Source organism: Streptomyces sp. BK340 (genome assembly GCF_007827595.1).
Lineage (GTDB): Bacteria > Actinomycetota > Actinomycetes > Streptomycetales > Streptomycetaceae > Streptomyces.
The window spans coordinates 595,242-613,468 of sequence record NZ_VISR01000001.1; the positions used below are offsets into that span (position 1 = coordinate 595,242).

Consider the following 18,227-nt stretch of genomic DNA (forward strand, 5'->3'; position numbering starts at 1 on the left):
TCAGTGCTGCAGCGCCCCCGACTGCTCGGGCACGTGAGCCGCGACGACCCGGCCCCCCGAGGCAGCCTCCCGCCGCCGGTCCACCAGGTGAGCCGCACTCGCCACACCCAGCCCCAGCACGGCCAGCGCCGCCCCGGCAACCGCAGGCGACGTGACCCCGAACCCCGCCGCCAGCGCCAGCCCCCCGATCCAGGCGCCGCCGGCATTCGCCAGGTTGAACGCCGCCTGGTTGGCGGAGGAGGCGAGGGAGGGAGCCGCGGCGGCCTTCTCCATGACCATCAGCTGGAGCGGGGATCCGGTGACGAACGCCGCCATGCCGAGCAGCGCCACGGCGAGGGCGGCGCTCCACTCCGCCCGCATCAGCACAGGGAAGAGCAGCAGTACGGCCACCATCGAGGCGAGCCCGCCGAACAGCGTGCCTCGCATCGACTGGTCGGCCAGGCGTCCGCCCAGCAGGTTGCCCGCCGTCGCACCCACACCGAACAGGGCGAGCAGCACCGTCACGCTGCTCTCGGCGAACCCGGCGGAGTCCGTCAGCATCGGGGTGACGTAGCTGTACGCCGAGAAGAGCGCGCCGAAGCCCGCCACCGTCGTACCGAGGGCCAGCCAGACCGGCAGGGACCGCAGGGCGGCCAGTTCGCCGCGCAGGCCGGTGGCGGGGGCGGCGACGCGGTCGCGCGGGATCAGGAGGGCCAGCGAAGCTATCGCCGCGAGGCCGATCGCGCTCACGCCGAGGAAGGTCGCCCGCCATCCCAGGTGCTGCCCCATCAGCGTGGCGACGGGGACGCCCGCGATGTTGGCGACGGTCAGGCCGAGGAACATCAGGGACACGGAGCGGGCCTTGCGCTCCGGCGCGACCATGTTCGTGGCGACGACCGCGCCCACCCCGAAGAAGGCGCCGTGCGGCAGGCCGCTGAGGAAACGGGCGGCGAGCAGGGAGTCGTAGCCGGGCGCGAACGCCGAGAGCGCGTTGCCCACGACGAACAGGGCCATCAGGCCGATGAGCACCGTGCGGCGGGCCGTCCGGGCGGTGAGCGCGGCCAGCAGCGGGGCGCCGATGACGACGCCCAGCGCGTACGCCGAGACCAGGTGCCCGGCGGCGGGGATCGAGATGTGCAGGTCGTCCGCGACATCGGGCAGCAGGCCCATCATCACGAACTCGGTGGTACCGATACCGAAGGCGCCGACGGCCAGAGCGAGCAGGGCCAGAGGCATTGAGGGCCTGTGCCTTTCGAGGTAGGAGAGCGGGGTTCCGTCACCAGTTTATGTTCAACTGCGGAACAAAGTCTCCCGGGCCCAGTATTCCGGCCGGTTACGAGGACGTGTCCACCTTCACACGAGCAGCCACCGGGAGGTGGTCACTGTTCGTGCGCGGCAGCGTCCAGGAGCTCTCCGGCTCGATGCCCCTGACCATGATCTGGTCGATGCGCGCCATCGGGAACGAGGCCGGCCAGCTGAACCCGAAGCCGCTGCCCGCCGCGCCCTGGGTGGAGCGCAGCTGGGAGGTGACGGCGTTGAGCGAGCGGTCGTTCATCGTGCCGTTCAGGTCGCCGAGCAGCACGACCCGCTGCAGGCTCTCGTGGGCGATGGCCTCGCCGAGCGCGTCGGCGCTCTTGTCCCGCTGCCGGGCGGTGAAACCGGCCTCGACCTTCACCCGCACCGAGGGGAGATGCGCCACGTAGACGGCGAGCGGACCCTCGGGGGTCGCGACGGTCGCGCGCATCGCGCGCTTCCAGCCGAGCTTGATGTCCACGTCCCGGACGTCGGTCATCGGGTACTTGCTCCACAGGCCGACCGTGCCGACGACCGAGTGGTACTTGTACGTCGACGCCAGCGCCTTCTCGTACACCGGGACGGCGGACGCGGGCAGCTCCTCCAGCGCCAGCAGGTCGGCCCCGGAGGCCGCGACGTCCTGGGCCGTCGCGGCCGGGTCGGGGTTGTCGGCGTTCACGTTGTGGGTGGCCACCATGAGATCGCCGCCGGTGCCCGTCCTGTCGGCGAGCAGCCCGCCGAAGAGGTTCAGCCACACGATCGCCGGGAGCAGGATCGCGAGCAGGGCGGTCGCCGACTTCCGGAGCACACCGAGGACCAGCAGGACCGGGATGGCCAGCCCCAGCCAGGGCAGGAAGGTCTCCGTGAGGCTGCCCAGGTTGCCCACCCGGTTCGGGATGTGCGAGTGCAGCAGCATCACCAGCGCGAGCAGCAGCGCGAGGACGGCGAGGACGATGCCCCGGCGCCAGATGCGTGGATCGCCGCGCCAGCCGCCGAAGAGGCGGTGCATCAGGCGCCGAAGCCGGGATCCCGGTCGCTCGGGCCCCGAGCCGCCGTTGTCCGTCTCCGTCATGTACGCCTGCTGCGCCATACCGTCTGCCTCACTGCCTGCCGTGCACACCGTCGTTCCCCTGTGTTCATCCGACCCTAGGGGATGATCGACCCCGTTCCCGCCGTCCCATGGCGGCCGTACGGAAGACGAGGACGAACGAGTCGGTGCCCGGGGTTCCGGTTACCCCCGGGACCGGCGTGGTCTGTGACGAAACGTGCACATACGTGCTACGAGCCTGTCGAGCTGACGGGTCGTAGGCCTTCCAGGACCGTGTCGACGATCTGTTCCGCGAGCCCCTCCGGCAGGTCGTCGTCCGGGCGCATGACGGAGCGCACGAGCATGGGGCCCATGAACATGTCGTTGGCCAGCTCCAGGTCGACGTCCGCCCGGAGTTCGCCGCTCTGCCGCGCGCGGCGCAGCACTTCCAGGGAGAGCGCGCGCCGGGGCGCTATGACGCCGGCGTGGTAGGCCGCCCAGATCTTGGGGCTGCTCTTCATCTGGGCGTACACGTTGTGCAGGATCGCCGACGAGCGGCTGGCCAGGCCGCGTTGGCGCAGGGACTCCAGCAGCACGATCAGGTCGTCGCGCAGACAGGTGCCGGGGAGTACGGGGTCGGGGGGTTCGGCGGCGCGCACGACGTCGACGAACAGCTCTTCCTTTCCGCTCCAGCGGCGGTAGATGGTGGCCTTGCCGACCCCGGCCGTGCGCGCGACGCGCTCGATGGAGAGCTCGGCAAGGGGCACGCCGTCCTCCAGGAGCTTCACGACGCCCTCCAGGATGGCGCGTTCCACGGCCTCACTGCGCGGCCGGCCCCGCACGGGCCCGTCCGGTCGCGGCCGGCTGTCGGCAAGGCTCACTCGTCCGTCCTTTCACTGTGCTGCGGGAATTCTCCCGCAACACCCTCCTTCCCCCGTGGACCCGTCGGTTTCGGTCAGTCAGCGGCTACGACCAACTCCTGCTCCTTCTCGTCCTCCTGACCGGCCGACGGCTTGCCGGGCAGGAAGAGGGCCGTCACCAGGGCGCCGATGAGCGCCACGCCCGTACCGCACAGGGCGGTGATGTGCATGGCGTGCAGGAAGGCGTCGTTGGCGGGGGTGACGAGGGCCTTGCCCGGCGCGCCGAGCTTCTCGGCGACGCCGAGCGTGGCCTCGATGGACTCGCCGGCCGTGTCCCGGAGGCCGGGCGGCAGCAGGCCGAGCTTGCCCTCGATGCCGTTGCGGTACGAGGTGGAGAGCACCGAGCCGAGGACGGCGATACCGAGGGCGCCGCCGACCTGGCGGAAGGTGTTGCTGAGCGCGGAGGCGGAGCCGGCCTTCTCGCGGGGCAGGGCCTGCATGATGACGACGGAGGTCGGCGTCATGATGTGCGCCATGCCGGTGCCCATGAGGAAGAAGACGACCTCCAGCACCCAGATCGGCGTGTCGGCCTCGAAGGAGGAGAACGCGGCCAGCGTCGCCGCGATCAGCACCAGGCCCGCGGTGGTCGTGGCCTTGTTGCCGAACCGGTCGACCAGCAGCCGGGCCCGCGGCGCGAAGATCATCTGGGCGGCGGCCAGCGGCAGCATCATCAGACCGGACTGGAACGGCGAGTAGCCGCGGACGCTCTGCATGTAGAAGACCGAGAAGAACGTCACGCCCATCAGCGCGAAGAAGACGAGCGCGATGGCGGCCATGGCGGACGAGAACACCTTGTTCTTGAAGTAGGTGACGTCCAGCGACGGGTGGTCGCTGCGCTTCTCGAAGATCACGAAGCCGGTGAGGACGGCGAGACCGGCGATGATGGTCGCCAGTACCTTGGCGTCGGTGAAGTCGGCGAGCTCGCCGCCCTTGATGATGCCGTAGACCAGCAGGACCAGGCCGACGACGGACAGGACCACGCCGACGGGGTCGAGCCGGCCGGGCCGGGGATCGCGCGAGTCGGGCACGAGCCACACCATCAGGGTGAGCGCGATGATCACGATCGGCACGTTGATCAGGAAGACCGAGCCCCACCAGAAGTGGTCGAGGAGAGCGCCGCCGGTGATCGGGCCGATGGCGATGGCGAGGCCGACGCCGCCGGCCCAGATGCCGATCGCCTTGGGCTGCTCCTCGCGCTCGAAGACGTTCATGAGCACGGCGAGGGTGGCGGGCATCACGAAGGCGGCACCGAGGGCCATCAGGGCACGGTAGGCGATCAGCTGGTTCGGGGAGCCCGACTCGGCGGCCAGGGCCGAGCCGACGCCGAACACGACGAGGCCGCCGAGCAGGACCTTCTTGCGGCCGAGGCGGTCGCCGATGAGGCCGGCGGTGAACAGCAGGCCGGCGAAGACCAGGGTGTAGGCGTTGATCGCCCACTCGATCTCGCTCTGGGTGGCGCCGATGCCGGTGGGCGCCGGAGTGGAGATGGTCTTGATCGCGACGTTCAGGATCGAATTGTCGAGCACCACGATGAGCAGGCTCAGCATCAGCACGCCGAGGATCGCCCATCGGCGCCGGTGTACCGCTTCCGGTATCCGGGGGGCAGGGACGGAACTTGTCATGTCTCCGAGCCTACGATCATTCCGATACGGAACCGTCTCGTATCTTATTTCTTTACCGAGGCCTTACGCAGCGGTGTCGGGGCCGTGACCCGCCGAAGGGATCACAGGGGGCTCCTCTGGCCCTCGCTGGCACGAGGTGCCACCATGGAAACGATCCGGGGACGCCGTCAGGGCGCCTCGAGATGACTGAAGGAGCCGTTGCCATGACGCAGCTTTCGGCTGCCCAGAACAAGCCTTCCGACGGCAGCAAGACGCTGTACGGGGGGAAGGGCACCCGCCGCATCACCGTCCGCGACATCGCCCTCGCCAAGGAACGCGGCGAGAAGTGGCCCATGCTCACCGCCTACGACGCGATGACCGCGTCGGTCTTCGACGAGGCCGGGATCCCGGTGATGCTGGTCGGCGACTCGGCGGGCAACTGTCACCTCGGGTACGAGACCACCGTGCCCGTCACCCTCGACGAGATGACCATGCTGTCGGCGGCCGTCGTACGCGGCACCCAGCGCTCCCTGATCGTGGGCGACCTGCCCTTCGGCTCGTACCAGGAGGGCCCGGTGCAGGCGCTGCGCTCGGCGACCCGGCTGGTGAAGGAGGCGGGCGTCGGAGCGGTCAAGCTGGAGGGCGGCGAGCGCTCGCACGAGCAGATCCGGCTCCTCGTCGAGTCCGGAATCCCGGTGATGGCGCACATCGGGCTGACCCCGCAGTCCGTCAACGCGATGGGCTACCGCGTACAGGGCCGGGGCGAGGAGGCGGCTGCGCAGCTGCTGCGCGACGCGAAGGCCGTGCAGGACGCGGGCGCGTTCGCGGTGGTGCTGGAGCTGGTTCCGGCGGAGCTGGCGGCCGAGGTGACGCGGGTGCTGCACATCCCGACCGTGGGCATCGGCGCCGGACCGGAGACGGACGCGCAGGTACTGGTGTGGACCGACATGCTCGGGCTGACGTCCGGCCGCGTCCCGAAGTTCGTGAAGAAGTACGCGAACCTGCGTGAGGTCATGGGCGACGCGGCGAAGGCGTTCGCCGAGGACGTCGTCGGCGGAACGTTCCCGCTGGAGGAGCACTCCGTCCACTAGCCACTGCGGCAACACCCCGGACGGCCCGCCGATCTTCCCCCGTCGGCGGGCCGTCCCTTTTTTGCGCCTAAGCCGGCGCCGCTCTCGCGTAGGTGGTTGCTCGCCGTCGTGGTTGCTCAATTGATGGTTGCGGTGGTCGACGGCAGGTTGTCGGTGGCTGTAGGTGCCCTGTCGGTGGTTTGTCGGTGGGGCCTGGCACCTTCATGGGCATGACGCGAATCGAACACAACCCCGTCGGCGCAAGCCACGCCGTGACGGTACGGGGACTGGTCAAGCACTATGGCGAGACCAAGGCGCTGGACGGGGTCGACCTGGATGTGCGGGAGGGCACCGTGATGGGGGTGCTCGGGCCGAACGGCGCCGGGAAGACCACCCTCGTACGCATCCTCTCCACCCTGATCACGCCGGACGCCGGGCAGGCCACCGTGGCCGGCTACGACGTCGTACGGCAGCCCCGGCAGCTGCGCCGGGTGATCGGCCTGACCGGGCAGTACGCCTCGGTCGACGAGAAGCTGCCCGGCTGGGAGAACCTCTACATGATCGGGCGGCTGCTCGACCTCTCCCGCAAGGACGCCCGCGCCCGCGCCGACGAACTGCTGGAGCGGTTCTCGCTGACGGAGGCCGCCCGGCGCCCGGTGAGCACGTACTCCGGCGGTATGCGGCGGCGGCTGGACCTGGCCGCCTCCATGATCGGCCGGCCGGCCGTCCTGTACCTCGACGAACCGACCACCGGGCTCGACCCGCGCACCCGCAACGAGGTGTGGGACGAGGTCAAGGCGATGGTCGGTGAGGGCGTCACCGTGCTGCTCACCACCCAGTACATGGAGGAGGCCGAGCAGCTCGCCTCCGAGCTGACCGTCGTGGACCGCGGGAAGGTCATCGCGAACGGCGGCATCGAGGAACTGAAGGCCAGGGTCGGCGGACGCACGCTGCGCGTGCGGCCGTTGGACCCGCTGCAGCTGCGGCCCCTCGCCGCCATGCTGGACGAGCTGGGCATCACCGGGCTCGCGGCCACCACCGTGGACCCCGAGTCCGGGACGCTGCTGGTGCCGATCCTCAGCGACGAGCAGCTGACCGCCGTGGTCGGCGCGGTCACCGCGCGCGGCATCACGATCTCCTCCATCACCACCGAACTGCCCAGCCTGGACGAGGTGTTCCTCTCCCTCACCGGCCACCGTGCCGGTGCCCCGCAGGACGCCGCGCCCACCAAGACCCGCGAGGAGGTCGCCGTATGACCGCCGCCACTCTGACCCCGACCGCCGCCGCGAAGGGCGACACGCCCATCCCGCTGCGTGCCCACCTGCGCCACACCGGCGCGCTCATCCGCCGCAACCTGCTGTGGATCCGGCAGGACCCGGAGTCGATGTTCGACGCCATCCTGTTCCCGGTCATCTTCACCCTGCTGTTCGTGTACGTCTTCGGCGGCTCCATCGGGCAGTCCCTGGGCGGCGGTCAGGAGCGGTACGTGCAGTACGTCGTGCCCGGCCTGATGGCCATGATGGGCATGAACATGGCCCAGGGCGTGGGCACCGGCTTCAACCAGGACTTCAACTCGGGTGTCATGGACCGCTTCCGGTCGCTGCCGATCGGGCGCGGCTCCGTGCTGTTCGCCAAGATCGCGGTGGAGCTGATGCGGATGCTCTTCGCCACCGTCGTGCTGATGATCGTCGGCGTGCTGGTGGGCTTCCACATCACCAACTGGCCGGGCCTGCTCGCCTCGGTGGGCCTGTCCGCGCTGTTCGGCTCGGCCCTGATGTGGGTGTTCCTGACCCTCGGCGTGGTGATGAAGAGCGCGCAGTCCGTGCAGGCCATGGGCTTCCTGGTGCTGATGCCGCTGCAGTTCGGCTCGTCGATCTTCGCGCCGACCCGCTCGATGCCGGGCTGGCTGCAGAACTTCACGGACTACAACCCGCTGTCCGCCCTGGCGGACGCCGCGCGCGGCCTGATGGTCGGCGGCCCGGTCGCCCACGGTCTGTGGGTGACCCTGGCCTGGTCGGCCGGCCTCACCGCGGTGATGGCCCCGGTCGCGATCCACAAGTTCCGCACGAAGAGCTGACGCACGAAGAACCGCCGTACCAGGAACAGACGTACGAAGAGCCGACGCTCAGCGGCTCACAGCAGGGCGGTGGCCTCCGCGAGGGAGAGGCCACCGCCCTCGGCGTACGCGGCCGCGTACGCGGGGCCCTCCAGCGTCTCGCGGATCCGGGACTCGGTCAGCTCGTACGTCCGGCGCTCCAGACCGGAGAGGACGTGCTCGGCCGGCAGCAGGGCGTCCGCGGCGGCCAGGCAGCGGGCGGCGTCCGCGGCGCGGGTGCCGCCGTCCAGGCCCGCCAGGGCCATCGCCCCGATGGTGAGGCAGATGGAGCCCAGATGCGGGGTGACCACCCGGGACAGCGGGTCGTCGGCGCGCCGCAGTGCCGTGCGGACCCGGTCCAGTGACTCCTCGGAGCGGCGGTCGAGGGCCTCCAGCCAGGCCTCCTGGCTGAGGATCATGACGTCGAAGACGACGAAGTGCGCGATCGTGAACTCCTCGCGCAGCAGCCGGAGTTGCTCGCGCGCCTCCTCGGTGCGCCCGGTCAGGCCGAGCCAGGCGGCGAGGAAGAGGCGGGCGGCCGGCATCGCCTCGTTGACGGCGCCCTCCTGGTTGGCGATGACGTCCCGCAGCATGCGCTCGCCGCGTTCGGCGTCGCCCCCCTCCAGGAGCACGCTGCCGAGCCGGGCGCTGAGCACGGCCATCTGGGCGCGGGCACCGAGGCGTTCGGCGTGGACGATGGCCGCCTCGTAGTCGGCGGCGGCCGCGCGGTAGGCGCCCTTGCGTTCGTTGGCCTCGCCGCGCGCGGACAGCGCCTCGGCGATGCCCCACTGGTCGCCGAGACGGCCGTAGATCTCCAGGGCCTCGTCGGCGTCGCGGGTCGCGTCGCCCGCCCAGGCGGTGCGGTTGGCCAGCAGGTTGGCGCGCAGTTGCAGGGCGCCGGCCAGCTCCCACTCGAAGCCGGGGGTGTCCCGGCAGGTCTGAATGGTGGCGTCGGAGATCGTGCGCATCCGGTCCGCGCCGTCGGTGAGGATGACGGCGTAGAACCATATGGCGCCCGGGGCGCGGCAGGTCTGCGGCAGGCCGGGCTCGTACACCTGGGCCATGACCCGCAGCTTGGCCTGGGCCTCGGGGGTCTGCCAGCTGTTGATCTCGGTGTCCATGCAGGCCAGATGGGCGAGGTGGACGCCGCGCCGGGCCTCGGCGAGGAGCTCGCCGGTGAACGGGGGCGGGGTGTCGGTGCAGCGCTCCCAGACCGGGAGGGCGGGGCGGACCGGCTCGGCGAACGGGTCGGGGCCGAGGGCCATGGCCTCCTCGCACCAGGTGCGGCACTCGATGCGCAGGTCGCGCATCTGCCAGTACCAGACCAGCGACAGCACCAGGCTGAGCGCCTCCTGCTCGTCGCCGAGGGCGACGGCGTGCCGCAGGGCGGTGCGCAGGTTCTCGTACTCCAGCTGGAACCTGGCGATGGCGGCGCGCTGTTCGCGGCCGCGCAGCAACGGGTCGGTGGTGCGGGCGAGTTCGCGGTAGTACGTCAGATGGGCGCGCTCGGCCTCGGTCCGGCGGCCGGTCTCGTCCAGCCGTTCGGACGCGTACTCGGCGACCGTCTCCAGCAGCCGGTACCGCATCCCGCCGTCCGTCGACGGGGAGGCCACGACCAGGGACTTGTCGACCAGGGAGCCGAGTGCGTCCAGGGCGGCCGGGCCGCACACGCCCTCGGCGGCGGCGAGGTCGCAGCCGCCCGCGAAGAGCGACAGCCGGCACAGGACGTCCCGCTCGTCCGCGTCGAGCAGGTCCCAGGACCAGTCCACGACGGCGCGCAGGGTCTGCTGGCGGGGCAGCACGGTGCGGCTGCCGCCGGTGAGCAGCCGGAAGCGGTCGTCCAGCCGGCCGGCTATCTGGCGCGGGGTCAGCATACGCAGGCGGGCGGCCGCCAGCTCGATGGCGAGGGGCAGACCGTCGAGCCGCCGGCAGATCTCGGCGCAGGCCTCGGGGTCCTCCTCCAGGCGGAAGCCGGACCGGGCCGCCGCACCTCGCTCGGCGAACAGCCGCAGCGCGACCGGTTCGGGCAGCGGCTCCACGGGCCGCACCAACTCCCCGGGCACGCCGAGCGGTTCGCGGCTGGTGGCGAGCACGGTCAGCTGCGGGCAACGGGCCAGCAGCCGCTCGGCCAGCCGGGCGGCCGCCTCGACGACGTGCTCGCAGTTGTCGAGGATCAGCACCATCCGGCGGCGGGCGCAGTACTCCACGAGCCGGTCGACCGGGTCGTCCACGTCGGTGATCGCGCGCATGGCCTCGACGCCGGCGCCGTGCAGCACGGTCTCGCGGGCGCCGATCGCGGTCAGCACGGCCTGCGGTACGGCGTCCGGGTCGTCGACGGGTGCCAGCTCGGCCAGCCACACCCCGTCCCGGGCGGTGTGCCGTACGGCCTCGGCGGCCTCCTGGGACAGCCGGGTCTTGCCCGCTCCGCCGGGCCCGAGCAGGGTGACCAGCCGGGCGGCCGCGAGGTCGGCGCCGATGGCCGCGATGTCGTTCTCCCGGCCGACGAAGGAGGTGAGCCGGGCGGGCAGGTTGCCGAGGGCGACGGGCGGCGCGGGCTGCGGTTCCGGCTCGGTCTCGGTGAGCAGTTCGGTGTACAGGGCGCGCAGTTCCGGGCCGGGGTCGGAGCCGAGCCGGTCCACGAGGAGCTGTCGTACGTCCTCGTAGGCGGCCAGCGCCTGGGCCGGGCGGCCCGCGTCGCGCAGGGCGCGCAGCCGCAGCGCCTGGAGCGGCTCGTCCAGGGGATGGCTGTCGCACAGCGCGGCCAGTTCGGGCAGGGACTGCTCGGCCCGGCCGAGGGCGAGGGCGGCGGTGTGCCGGGCGCGCAGGGCGTCCAGGCGGCGGGTCTCCCAGCGGGCCGCGTCGGCGGTGTGGCCGGGCAGGTCGGCGAGGGCGGGGCCGTGCCACAGGGCGAGCGCGTCGTCCAGGACGGCGGCGGCCTTGGCGGGGTCACCGTCGGCCAGGGCGCCCAGGCCCTCGCCGGTCAGCCGGTCGAACCGGCCCAGGTCGATGTCGTCGGGGGCGGCGGAGAGCCGGTAGCCGCCCTCGGCGGAGGCGACCGCGTCGGCGCCGAGGGCCCTGCGCAGCCGGCCGACCAGCGCCTGCAGCGCGCCCGTGGCGTCGGCGGGCGGCTCGGCCCCCCACACCTCGTCCACCAGCAGGTCGGTCGGGACGGTCCGGCCGGCCCGCAGCGCGAGCACGCTCAGCAGGGCACGCAGGCGCGCCCCGCCGACCGGGACGGGCGTGCCGTCGGGGCGGAGTGCCTGGGTGGGGCCGAGGAGGCGGTAGCGCACGGGGTTCATTGTCTCCGGAACGGTCGGTACGGGTCACCGGGTTCAGGCGGCGTGCCGCCCGGGACCTCCGGGGTCGTCCGGGATCTCCAGGGTGACGAGGACGCCGACGGCGCGGCGCACGCGGTAGGGAACCCGGCGCGGAGGCTGTTCCTCCTCCTCGAAGCCGCCGAACCACCTCGGGCAGCTGTCGACGGGCTCCAGGGTCCGTGCGCCGGGCACCGGCTCCAGACTGCGCCCGGTCGACCGGAAGACCACCGTGCCGGGCTCCACGTCGGCCAGGGCGACGGGTTCGGTGGCGCGCGGGTCGTGGTGGGCGGCGTAGTACTGGTGGACCAGGTCGATGGCGCGCACGCGGCCGACGGTCTCGTGGTCCGGACCCCCGTGGTTCTCCACCCATGCCTCGGCGCCCTGCCAGTGGCCGTTCCCGGCCTCGTCCTCGGCCTCGTCGACGGCGACCAGCCGCCAGCCGACTTCCTGGCCCACGCTGAAGGGCTTTCCGCAGCACTCCATCTGCCAGTCCTCGTAGAACACCTTCATCACTGCCATTCCCCCACCCTCCAGGAACCGGACGGCCACCGCGAGACGTTTTCCTGGTGAGTCCCCGGCCGGTACGGTCGGCCTCCCGACCGTACCTGCCCACAGGAGCCGCTCATGACGACCGCCACCACCCGCCGCGGCGAGCGCCGGATCAGCCCCGTGTTCGTCGGGATCGCGGCCGTCACGGCGGTGACCGGCTGGGCCACCTGGACCGGGTTCGCCGAGCAGCCGGGTATCGCGGTGTTCCTGTTCGTGACGGCGGCCTGGATCGTCTCCCTGTGCCTGCACGAGTACGCGCACGCGCGCACCGCCCTGCACAGCGGGGACATCACGGTCGGCGCGAAGGGCTACCTGACGCTGAACCCGCTGAAGTACACGCACGCGCTGCTGAGCATCGTGCTCCCGGTGCTGTTCGTGATCATGGGCGGGATCGGCCTGCCGGGCGGTGCGGTCTTCATCGAACGAAGCCGCATCCGGGGCCGCTGGCGGCACAGCCTCATCTCGGCGGCGGGCCCACTGACCAACGTGCTGTTCGCTGCGGTGTGCACGGCGCCCTTCTGGCTGCACACGCTGGACGGGGTGCCCCGCGACTTCCGGTACGCGCTGGCGTTCCTCGCCCTGCTCCAGGTGACGGCGGCGATCCTGAACTTCCTGCCGGTGCCGGGCCTGGACGGGTACGGGGTGATCGAGCCGTGGCTGTCGTACCAGGTGAAGCGGCAGGTGGAGCCGTTCGCGCCGTTCGGGCTGCTGTTCGTGTTCGCACTACTGTGGGTGCCGTCGATCAACAGCGTGTTCTTCGACGCGATCGACGCGATCCTGCGCGGGCTGGGCATCGACGGCTTCTCCCGCGCCTGCGGCTATGAGCTCTACCGCTTCTGGCGCGGCGCCCCGGAGATCTGCACGATCAGCCCGTGACCGACTTCTGCTGCGCCGCGGCGGCCCGGCCGCGCTTGACGTAGTACCAGGTCATGTTGGACGACAGACCCGCCAGCAGCACCCAGACGATCCCCAGCCAGCTGCCCTGGACGAACGAGACGACCGCCGCGGCGACGGCCAGGAGGCACACGGCGAGGGTGTAGAGAGCGATGCGGGGCATGGGGGTCGGCTCCTTGCGGGGGACACTGCTACGACGAACAGTGTCCCCCATGCCCTCAGACGTCCGTGACGCGGAGCCCGGCGTGTGCCTTGTACCGGCGGTTGACGGAGATCAGGTTCGCGACCAGCGACTCGACCTGGTGCGCGCCCCGCAGCCGGCCGGCGAAGATGCCGCGCATGCCGGGGATGCGTCCGGCCAGCGCCTGGACGATCTCCACGTCGGCGCGCGCCTCGCCGAGCACCATCACGTCGGTGTCGATCTCCTCGATGTCCGGGTCCTGGAGCAGCACGGCCGACAGGTGGTGGAAGGCGGCGGCGACCCGGGAGTCCGGCAGCAGGGCGGCGGCCTGCTGCGCCGCGCTGCCCTCCTCCGGCTTCAGCGCGTAGGCGCCCTGCTTGTCGAAGCCCAGCGGGTTCACGCAGTCGACGACGAGCTTGCCGGCCAGCTCCTCGCGCAGGGACTCCAGCGTCTTGCCGTGGCCGTCCCACGGTACGGCGACGATCACGATGTCACTGCGGCGCGCGGTCTCGGCGTTGTCGGCGCCCTCGACGCCGTACCCCAGCTCCTCGGCGGCGGCCTGGGCGCGCTCGGTGGCGCGCGAGCCGATGATCACCTTCTGGCCGGCCCGGGCGAGCCGGTAGGCGAGGCCCTTGCCCTGCGGGCCGGTGCCGCCGAGCACGCCGACGACCAGCCCGGAGACGTCGGGCAGGTCCCAGGGGTCCTTGGCGGGGGCCTTCGCGGGAGTCTGTGCGCTGTCGGTAGAGGTCATGGGCCGACTCTAGTGCCCCGGCAGGCAACGTCTGCCCGTCAAGGGGCGGCGTCCGGTGCGTGCTCTCGGTGCGGCGGACGGCACCGGGTCAGGTGAGCCGCGTCACGGGTACCCGGCGGAAGGTGATGGTCTCGTAGGCGCTGAAGTCCCCTGTCTCGTAGAGGAGTCCGACCGTGCCGTGGTCGACGCGGACCAGGTCGGAGTAGGCGGCGGGCAGGCCGTCCACGGAGAGGGCCTTGCGCCAGGTCGTGCCGCCGTCGCCGGAGGCGCGAATGGTCATCAGGGCGCGGGCGGCGGGGTCGGCCGGGGCGGAGAAGAGCAGCAGGTCGGGGTCGCGGAGCTGCAGGACGGAGGCCTCGCAGACCGGGGTGGTGAGCCCGGCCTGCGGGCGGAAGGGCTTCACCAGCGTCCTGCCACCGTCCCCGGAGTGGGCGTCGGCCCGGTTGCCGGGCGAGGGCGAGTCGTTGCGGGTGTTGAAGTAGACGCGGCCGTCGGGGAGTTCGGCGGCGGTGGTCTCGTTCACGTTGATGTAGCCGTCGGTGTTCTCGTCCAGGTAGCCGAGGTGCCATGTCTCGCCGCGGTCATCGCTGAGCAGGCAGTGGCCGCTGTTGTACCTGGCCTCGGCGCCGGTGTCGGTGCCGGTCGGCGGCAGGGTGTGGTTGCCGGGGACGAGCACTCGGCCGGAGCGGAGCTGGATGGCGTGGCCGGGGGTGGTGGCGTACCAGCGCCAGCCGGGCTTCTTCACCTGCGCGGTGATCTCCTTCGGCCTGGACCAGGTCACGCCGTCGTCGTCGCTGTGCTGCACCCACACCCGGCGGCCGTCGGCGTCGCTGATCCGGCCGCGCAGGATGTCGGCCTCGGTGGCACCGGCCGCGGCGCGTACGTGCGCCAGCAGGATGCGTCCGGTGTCGAGGACGACCGGGGCGGGATTTCCGGCGAGGTTCTTCCCGTTGCTCGCGGCGATCCGCAGCGGGCCCCAGGTACGGCCGCCGTCCGTGGACCGCTTCAGCACGATGTCGATGTGCCCGTGGTCGGCGGCGGAGTCGACCCGCCCCTCACAGAAGGCGAGCAGCGTGCCCTTGTTGGTGGCCACGACGGCCGGGATGCGGAAGCCGGCGTAGCCCTCCTGGCCGGCGCGGAAGGGGACGGACACGTCGGTCATGGGGCGGCTCCTCACACGGAAACGGGCGGTGACGGGCCGTCAACATCCCCAGGTTGGGCGAATTCGGGGTGAACACCGCGTCACGAGTGACCGGTTGGGGCAGGATGCGGTCGCATGGACGCCGTACGGGTCGCGCTGCTGCGTGAAGTACTCGCCGGGACCGAGTGGTTGGGGGCCACCCGGCGGTTCGCGGGCATGCTGCGCGGCTCCGTGGTGGCGCACGGGGGCGGGCTGCTGCTGGTGGGGACGCCCGAGTACGAGCCCTGGCATCTGGCCGCGCATCTGGTGGACGAGGCGGCCTGGTCCGGCACTCCCGAGCTGGCTCCGACCCTCGTACGACACCACGCGCGCCCCTCCGATCCCGCGCACCTCGCTGTCGGACCCGGCCGGATCGAGGAGGCGCGGCGCGGCGAGACCCTGCTCGTGGTCGCCCCCGAGGAGCCGGCGGAGCTGCTGGAGCGGGTGCACGCGGCCCGGCGGGCCGGGGTCACGGTGCTGGCGCTCGGCGCGGGCGGGCCCGAGCTGTCCGCGATGGCCCACGACACGCTGGCCGTGCCGGAGGGGGCGGAGCTGGACCTGGACAGCGTGCAGCACCTGGTGAGCGCTGCGGCCGGCGAGAACGGGGGCTCTCCGAGGGTTCGGCGGGGGTTCCGGGACCGTCTGTCACGGCTGGCGGAGATTTTGACGGCACCGCCTGCTGCACCTTGGTGACTTTCCCACCCGCCCGTCCCGGTCGGCTACCTGCCTTCGGCAGAACGACTTTCAGCCGACGGAGACGAGTGGCCGGGCGGAGAGAGTGGGGCGGGCGGGAAACCCGATGGGGCACCTTCTCAGCCAACCGAGTCGGGCGGGTGGGTGGGTGGGCGGGAAACGGGGTCCGGGGCGGAGCCCCGGGCGGTGCCTGCGAAAAGCAGTTGCCCCGCACCCCCGCGGAGCAGAGCATGCCCCCGTGCCCCAAGCTCTCCTCCCCGACCTCGCCCCCTGGAAGGCCTCCGCCGACTTCCGCAGACTCTGGGCATCCGGTCTGATCAGCAACTTCGGCAGCTTCCTGACCTTCGTCGCCCTGCCGGTCCAGCTGAAGGACCTCACCGGCTCGGCAGCGGCCGTGGGCGCGATCGGAGCAGTGGAGCTGATCCCCCTCATCGTCTTCGGCCTCTACGGCGGCGCCCTCGCGGACGCGCTCGACAAGCGGCAGCTGATCGTGTGGTCGGAGGCCGGCCAGGGCCTCCTCAGCGCCGCCCTGCTGGTCAACGCCCTGCTGCCCGGCCCCGCGGTCTGGCCGCTCTACCTGGTGGCCGCCCTCTCCTCCGCCCTGGTCTCGGTGCAGCGCCCCGCCCTGGACTCCCTGCTCCCCCGGATCGTCGCCCACGACGACCTGCCCGCGGCGTCCTCCCTGAACTCCCTGCGCTGGACGGTCGGCGGAGTGGCCGGCCCGGCGATCGCGGGCGTGGTCGTCGCCTACGCGGGCCTCGGCTGGGCCTACGCGGCCGACCTGCTGACGTTCGCCGTGTCCCTGCTCTTCATCGTCCGCATCGCCCCCTCCCCCGCCTCCTACGAAGCCGCGAAGCCGGATCTGCGGGCCATCGCCGAGGGTGCCCGCTACGCCTGGAGCCGCAAGGAACTCCTCGGCACCTACGTCGTCGACCTCGCCGCGATGTTCCTGGCCATGCCCCTCGCCGTCCTGCCGTTCCTCGCCGACGAGCTGCACGCCGAGTGGGCGCTCGGCCTGATGTACGCGAGCGTCCCGCTGGGCGCGATGGTGGTGGGCCTGACCAGCGGCTGGACCTCCCGGGTGCACGCGCACGGACGCATGGTGGTGCTGGCGGCCGCGCTGTGGGGTGTGGCGGTGGCGGCCGCGGGGGTCGTCGGCAACGTGTGGCTGGTGCTGCTGCTCCTGACCGTCGCCGGCGGCTGCGACATGGTCAGCGGGGTCTTCCGGGCCGCGATGTGGAACCAGACGATCCCCGACGAGCTGCGCGGCCGCCTCGCCGGCATCGAACTGCTGTCGTACTCGGTGGGCCCGACGCTGGGCCAGGTCCGCTCGGGCGGGGTCGCCGCGTGGGCGGGCGTACGCACGTCCGTGTGGTCGGGCGGACTGCTGTGCGTGGGCGCGATGGGGCTGCTGGCCCTGTGTCTGCCGGGGCTGATGACCTACGACGTCCGGACCAACGAGCACGCGGTGCGGCTGCGCGAGCAGCGCACCGCCGCCGCACCCACGCAGGTGTGATCAGTCCTGGCCGGCGTCCTGGTCACCGCGTGCCGAGGCGTCGTGCCAGCGGGGGTCGGTGTCCCACTGCAGGTTGCGCTCGGCCGCCGTGTCCATCGCGTGCTGGGCCTCCTCCCGGGAGGCGTACGGCCCGAAGCGGTCCTTGCCCGGGCACTCCGGGCCCTCTTCGACCTTCTTGTGCTCCAGGCAGTAGTACCACTCGCCCGGCTTGCCGACGGTGCGCTTCTTGAACAGGGGCATGAACAGCTCCTCTCGCCACGGACATGTTCCCCCATGCCCGCTGGTTAGACTCGCTGGCATGTCTGGCCAGTCGCTGCTCGTACCAGGGGAGCTGTCTCCCACCCGTTCGGTACCCGGAAACATCCGCCGCCCCGAGTATGTCGGCAAGCCCGCGCCGACGCCGTACACCGGACCGGAGGTGCAGACCCCCGAGACCGTGGAGGCGATGCGCGTCGCCGGCCGTGTCGCCGCGCAGGCGATGGCGGAGGCCGCGAAGATCATCGCGCCGGGTGTCACCACCGACCAGCTGGACAAGGTGGCCCACGAGTACATGTGCGACCACGGGGCCTACCCGTCCACGCTCGGTTACCGCGGCTTCCCGAAGTCGCTGTGCACCTCGGTCAACGAGGTCATCTGCCACGGCATCCCGGACTCGACGGTCCTCAACGACGGCGACATCGTCAACCTGGACGTGACGGCGTACATCGGCGGGGTGCACGGCGACAACAACGCCACGTACCTCGTGGGTGACGTGGACGAGGAGTCGCGGCTGCTGGTGGAGCGGACCCGGGAGTCACTCAACCGGGCGATCAAGGCGGTCCGGCCGGGCCGGCAGATCAACGTCATCGGCCGGGTCATCGAGTCGTACGCCAAGCGCTTCGGCTACGGGGTGGTACGGGACTTCACCGGGCACGGCATCAGCTCGTCGTTCCACTCGGGCCTGATCATCCCGCACTACGACAGCCCGCACGCGACGACCGTCATGCAGCCCGGCATGACCTTCACCATCGAGCCGATGCTGACGCTGGGCACGCACGAGTACGACATGTGGGACGACGGCTGGACGGTCGTGACCAAGGACCGCAAGCGGACGGCCCAGTTCGAGCACACGCTGGTCGTGACGGACACGGGTGCGGAGATCCTCACCCTGCCGTAACCGCC

General features: G+C 71.8%; 17 protein-coding genes. 7 read left to right on the forward strand and 10 right to left on the reverse strand.

Features of this window, described 5'->3' with window-relative positions:
* The 4 genes from FB157_RS02775 to FB157_RS02790 all read right to left on the reverse strand — a co-directional run bounded on the left by FB157_RS02775 (nucleotide 1) and on the right by FB157_RS02790 (nucleotide 4,841).
* On the reverse strand, nucleotides 1-1,215 hold the full coding sequence (locus FB157_RS02775; protein ID WP_145875515.1) for an MFS transporter: 1,215 nt from the start codon (nucleotides 1,213-1,215) through the stop codon (nucleotides 1-3).
* Between the two features lie 97 nt (nucleotides 1,216-1,312).
* On the reverse strand, nucleotides 1,313-2,281 hold the full coding sequence (locus tag FB157_RS02780; protein WP_391336351.1) for an endonuclease/exonuclease/phosphatase family protein: 969 nt from the start codon (nucleotides 2,279-2,281) through the stop codon (nucleotides 1,313-1,315).
* Between the two features lie 269 nt (nucleotides 2,282-2,550).
* Nucleotides 2,551-3,180 (reverse strand): TetR/AcrR family transcriptional regulator, encoded by a 630-nt coding sequence (locus FB157_RS02785; protein WP_186581303.1) that lies wholly within the window; start codon nucleotides 3,178-3,180, stop codon nucleotides 2,551-2,553.
* A gap of 74 nt (nucleotides 3,181-3,254) precedes the next feature.
* Nucleotides 3,255-4,841 (reverse strand): MFS transporter, encoded by a 1,587-nt coding sequence (locus FB157_RS02790; protein WP_145875520.1) that lies wholly within the window; start codon nucleotides 4,839-4,841, stop codon nucleotides 3,255-3,257.
* 203 nt (nucleotides 4,842-5,044) lie between these two features.
* Here FB157_RS02790 and panB point away from each other — a divergent pair, with 203 nt between their 5' ends.
* The 3 genes from panB (at nucleotide 5,045) to FB157_RS02805 (ending at nucleotide 7,967) form a co-directional block, all read left to right on the forward strand.
* Entirely contained in the window at nucleotides 5,045-5,911 is an 867-nt protein-coding gene (gene panB, locus FB157_RS02795) for a 3-methyl-2-oxobutanoate hydroxymethyltransferase (RefSeq protein ID WP_145875521.1), read from the forward strand.
* Nucleotides 5,912-6,120: 209 nt separating this feature from the next.
* Nucleotides 6,121-7,146: an ATP-binding cassette domain-containing protein gene (locus FB157_RS02800; RefSeq protein ID WP_186581304.1), complete on the forward strand. Its 1,026-nt coding sequence runs from the start codon at nucleotides 6,121-6,123 to the stop codon at nucleotides 7,144-7,146.
* Nucleotides 7,143-7,967, forward strand: coding sequence for an ABC transporter permease (locus FB157_RS02805; protein ID WP_145875525.1), 825 nt, complete (start codon nucleotides 7,143-7,145; stop codon nucleotides 7,965-7,967). Before FB157_RS02800 ends, FB157_RS02805 begins: the two co-directional genes overlap by 4 nt.
* Nucleotides 7,968-8,023: 56 nt before the next feature.
* Here the strand turns inward: FB157_RS02805 and FB157_RS02810 are convergent, their stop codons facing one another.
* Both FB157_RS02810 and FB157_RS02815 read right to left on the reverse strand, forming a co-directional pair.
* On the reverse strand, nucleotides 8,024-11,284 hold the full coding sequence (locus tag FB157_RS02810) for a BTAD domain-containing putative transcriptional regulator (protein ID WP_145875526.1): 3,261 nt from the start codon (nucleotides 11,282-11,284) through the stop codon (nucleotides 8,024-8,026).
* A gap of 33 nt (nucleotides 11,285-11,317) precedes the next feature.
* Nucleotides 11,318-11,821, reverse strand: a complete 504-nt coding sequence (locus FB157_RS02815) for a DUF6578 domain-containing protein (protein WP_261386129.1) — start codon at nucleotides 11,819-11,821, stop codon at nucleotides 11,318-11,320.
* 105 nt (nucleotides 11,822-11,926) lie between these two features.
* On the opposite strand from FB157_RS02815, the gene FB157_RS02820 reads away from it, so the two are divergent.
* Nucleotides 11,927-12,727: a site-2 protease family protein gene (locus FB157_RS02820; protein ID WP_145875528.1), complete on the forward strand. Its 801-nt coding sequence runs from the start codon at nucleotides 11,927-11,929 to the stop codon at nucleotides 12,725-12,727.
* Here FB157_RS02820 and FB157_RS02825 read toward each other — a convergent pair.
* From FB157_RS02825 to FB157_RS02835, 3 genes are all read right to left on the reverse strand, one after another.
* Nucleotides 12,717-12,959 (reverse strand): hypothetical protein, encoded by a 243-nt coding sequence (locus FB157_RS02825; RefSeq protein ID WP_186581305.1) that lies wholly within the window; start codon nucleotides 12,957-12,959, stop codon nucleotides 12,717-12,719. The genes FB157_RS02820 and FB157_RS02825 overlap by 11 nt on opposite strands.
* 4 nt (nucleotides 12,960-12,963) lie before the next feature.
* Nucleotides 12,964-13,677: an NADPH-dependent F420 reductase gene (npdG, locus tag FB157_RS02830; protein WP_145875531.1), complete on the reverse strand. Its 714-nt coding sequence runs from the start codon at nucleotides 13,675-13,677 to the stop codon at nucleotides 12,964-12,966.
* An 88-nt stretch (nucleotides 13,678-13,765) separates the two neighbouring features.
* Nucleotides 13,766-14,839: an exo-alpha-sialidase gene (locus FB157_RS02835; RefSeq protein WP_145875533.1), complete on the reverse strand. Its 1,074-nt coding sequence runs from the start codon at nucleotides 14,837-14,839 to the stop codon at nucleotides 13,766-13,768.
* A gap of 114 nt (nucleotides 14,840-14,953) precedes the next feature.
* On the opposite strand from FB157_RS02835, the gene FB157_RS02840 reads away from it, so the two are divergent.
* Together FB157_RS02840 and FB157_RS02845 are read left to right on the forward strand one after the other, a co-directional pair.
* On the forward strand, nucleotides 14,954-15,550 hold the full coding sequence (locus tag FB157_RS02840; RefSeq protein ID WP_145875534.1) for a hypothetical protein: 597 nt from the start codon (nucleotides 14,954-14,956) through the stop codon (nucleotides 15,548-15,550).
* A gap of 238 nt (nucleotides 15,551-15,788) precedes the next feature.
* Entirely contained in the window at nucleotides 15,789-17,066 is a 1,278-nt protein-coding gene (locus FB157_RS02845) for an MFS transporter (RefSeq protein ID WP_145875536.1), read from the forward strand.
* Here FB157_RS02845 and FB157_RS02850 read toward each other — a convergent pair whose 3' ends face one another.
* Nucleotides 17,067-17,306, reverse strand: coding sequence for a hypothetical protein (locus FB157_RS02850; protein ID WP_145875538.1), 240 nt, complete (start codon nucleotides 17,304-17,306; stop codon nucleotides 17,067-17,069).
* Between the two features lie 58 nt (nucleotides 17,307-17,364).
* Here FB157_RS02850 and map point away from each other — a divergent pair, with 58 nt between their 5' ends.
* Nucleotides 17,365-18,222 (forward strand): type I methionyl aminopeptidase, encoded by an 858-nt coding sequence (gene map, locus FB157_RS02855; protein WP_145875540.1) that lies wholly within the window; start codon nucleotides 17,365-17,367, stop codon nucleotides 18,220-18,222.
* Nucleotides 18,223-18,227: the final 5 nt, after the last annotated feature.

Coding starts and splice junctions, on each gene's coding strand:
- FB157_RS02810 (WP_145875526.1), bottom strand. CDS start 11,284: ATGAACCCCGTGCGCTACCGCCTCCTCGGCCCCACCCAGGCACTCCGC.
- FB157_RS02820 (WP_145875528.1), top strand. CDS start 11,927: ATGACGACCGCCACCACCCGCCGCGGCGAGCGCCGGATCAGCCCCGTG.
- FB157_RS02835 (WP_145875533.1), bottom strand. CDS start 14,839: ATGACCGACGTGTCCGTCCCCTTCCGCGCCGGCCAGGAGGGCTACGCC.
- FB157_RS02775 (WP_145875515.1), bottom strand. CDS start 1,215: ATGCCTCTGGCCCTGCTCGCTCTGGCCGTCGGCGCCTTCGGTATCGGT.
- map (WP_145875540.1), top strand. CDS start 17,365: ATGTCTGGCCAGTCGCTGCTCGTACCAGGGGAGCTGTCTCCCACCCGT.
- FB157_RS02840 (WP_145875534.1), top strand. CDS start 14,954: ATGGACGCCGTACGGGTCGCGCTGCTGCGTGAAGTACTCGCCGGGACC.
- FB157_RS02815 (WP_261386129.1), bottom strand. CDS start 11,821: ATGGCAGTGATGAAGGTGTTCTACGAGGACTGGCAGATGGAGTGCTGC.
- FB157_RS02825 (WP_186581305.1), bottom strand. CDS start 12,959: ATGGGGGACACTGTTCGTCGTAGCAGTGTCCCCCGCAAGGAGCCGACC.
- panB (WP_145875521.1), top strand. CDS start 5,045: ATGACGCAGCTTTCGGCTGCCCAGAACAAGCCTTCCGACGGCAGCAAG.
- FB157_RS02800 (WP_186581304.1), top strand. CDS start 6,121: ATGACGCGAATCGAACACAACCCCGTCGGCGCAAGCCACGCCGTGACG.
- FB157_RS02790 (WP_145875520.1), bottom strand. CDS start 4,841: ATGACAAGTTCCGTCCCTGCCCCCCGGATACCGGAAGCGGTACACCGG.
- npdG (WP_145875531.1), bottom strand. CDS start 13,677: ATGACCTCTACCGACAGCGCACAGACTCCCGCGAAGGCCCCCGCCAAG.
- FB157_RS02850 (WP_145875538.1), bottom strand. CDS start 17,306: ATGCCCCTGTTCAAGAAGCGCACCGTCGGCAAGCCGGGCGAGTGGTAC.
- FB157_RS02780 (WP_391336351.1), bottom strand. CDS start 2,281: ATGCACCGCCTCTTCGGCGGCTGGCGCGGCGATCCACGCATCTGGCGC.
- FB157_RS02805 (WP_145875525.1), top strand. CDS start 7,143: ATGACCGCCGCCACTCTGACCCCGACCGCCGCCGCGAAGGGCGACACG.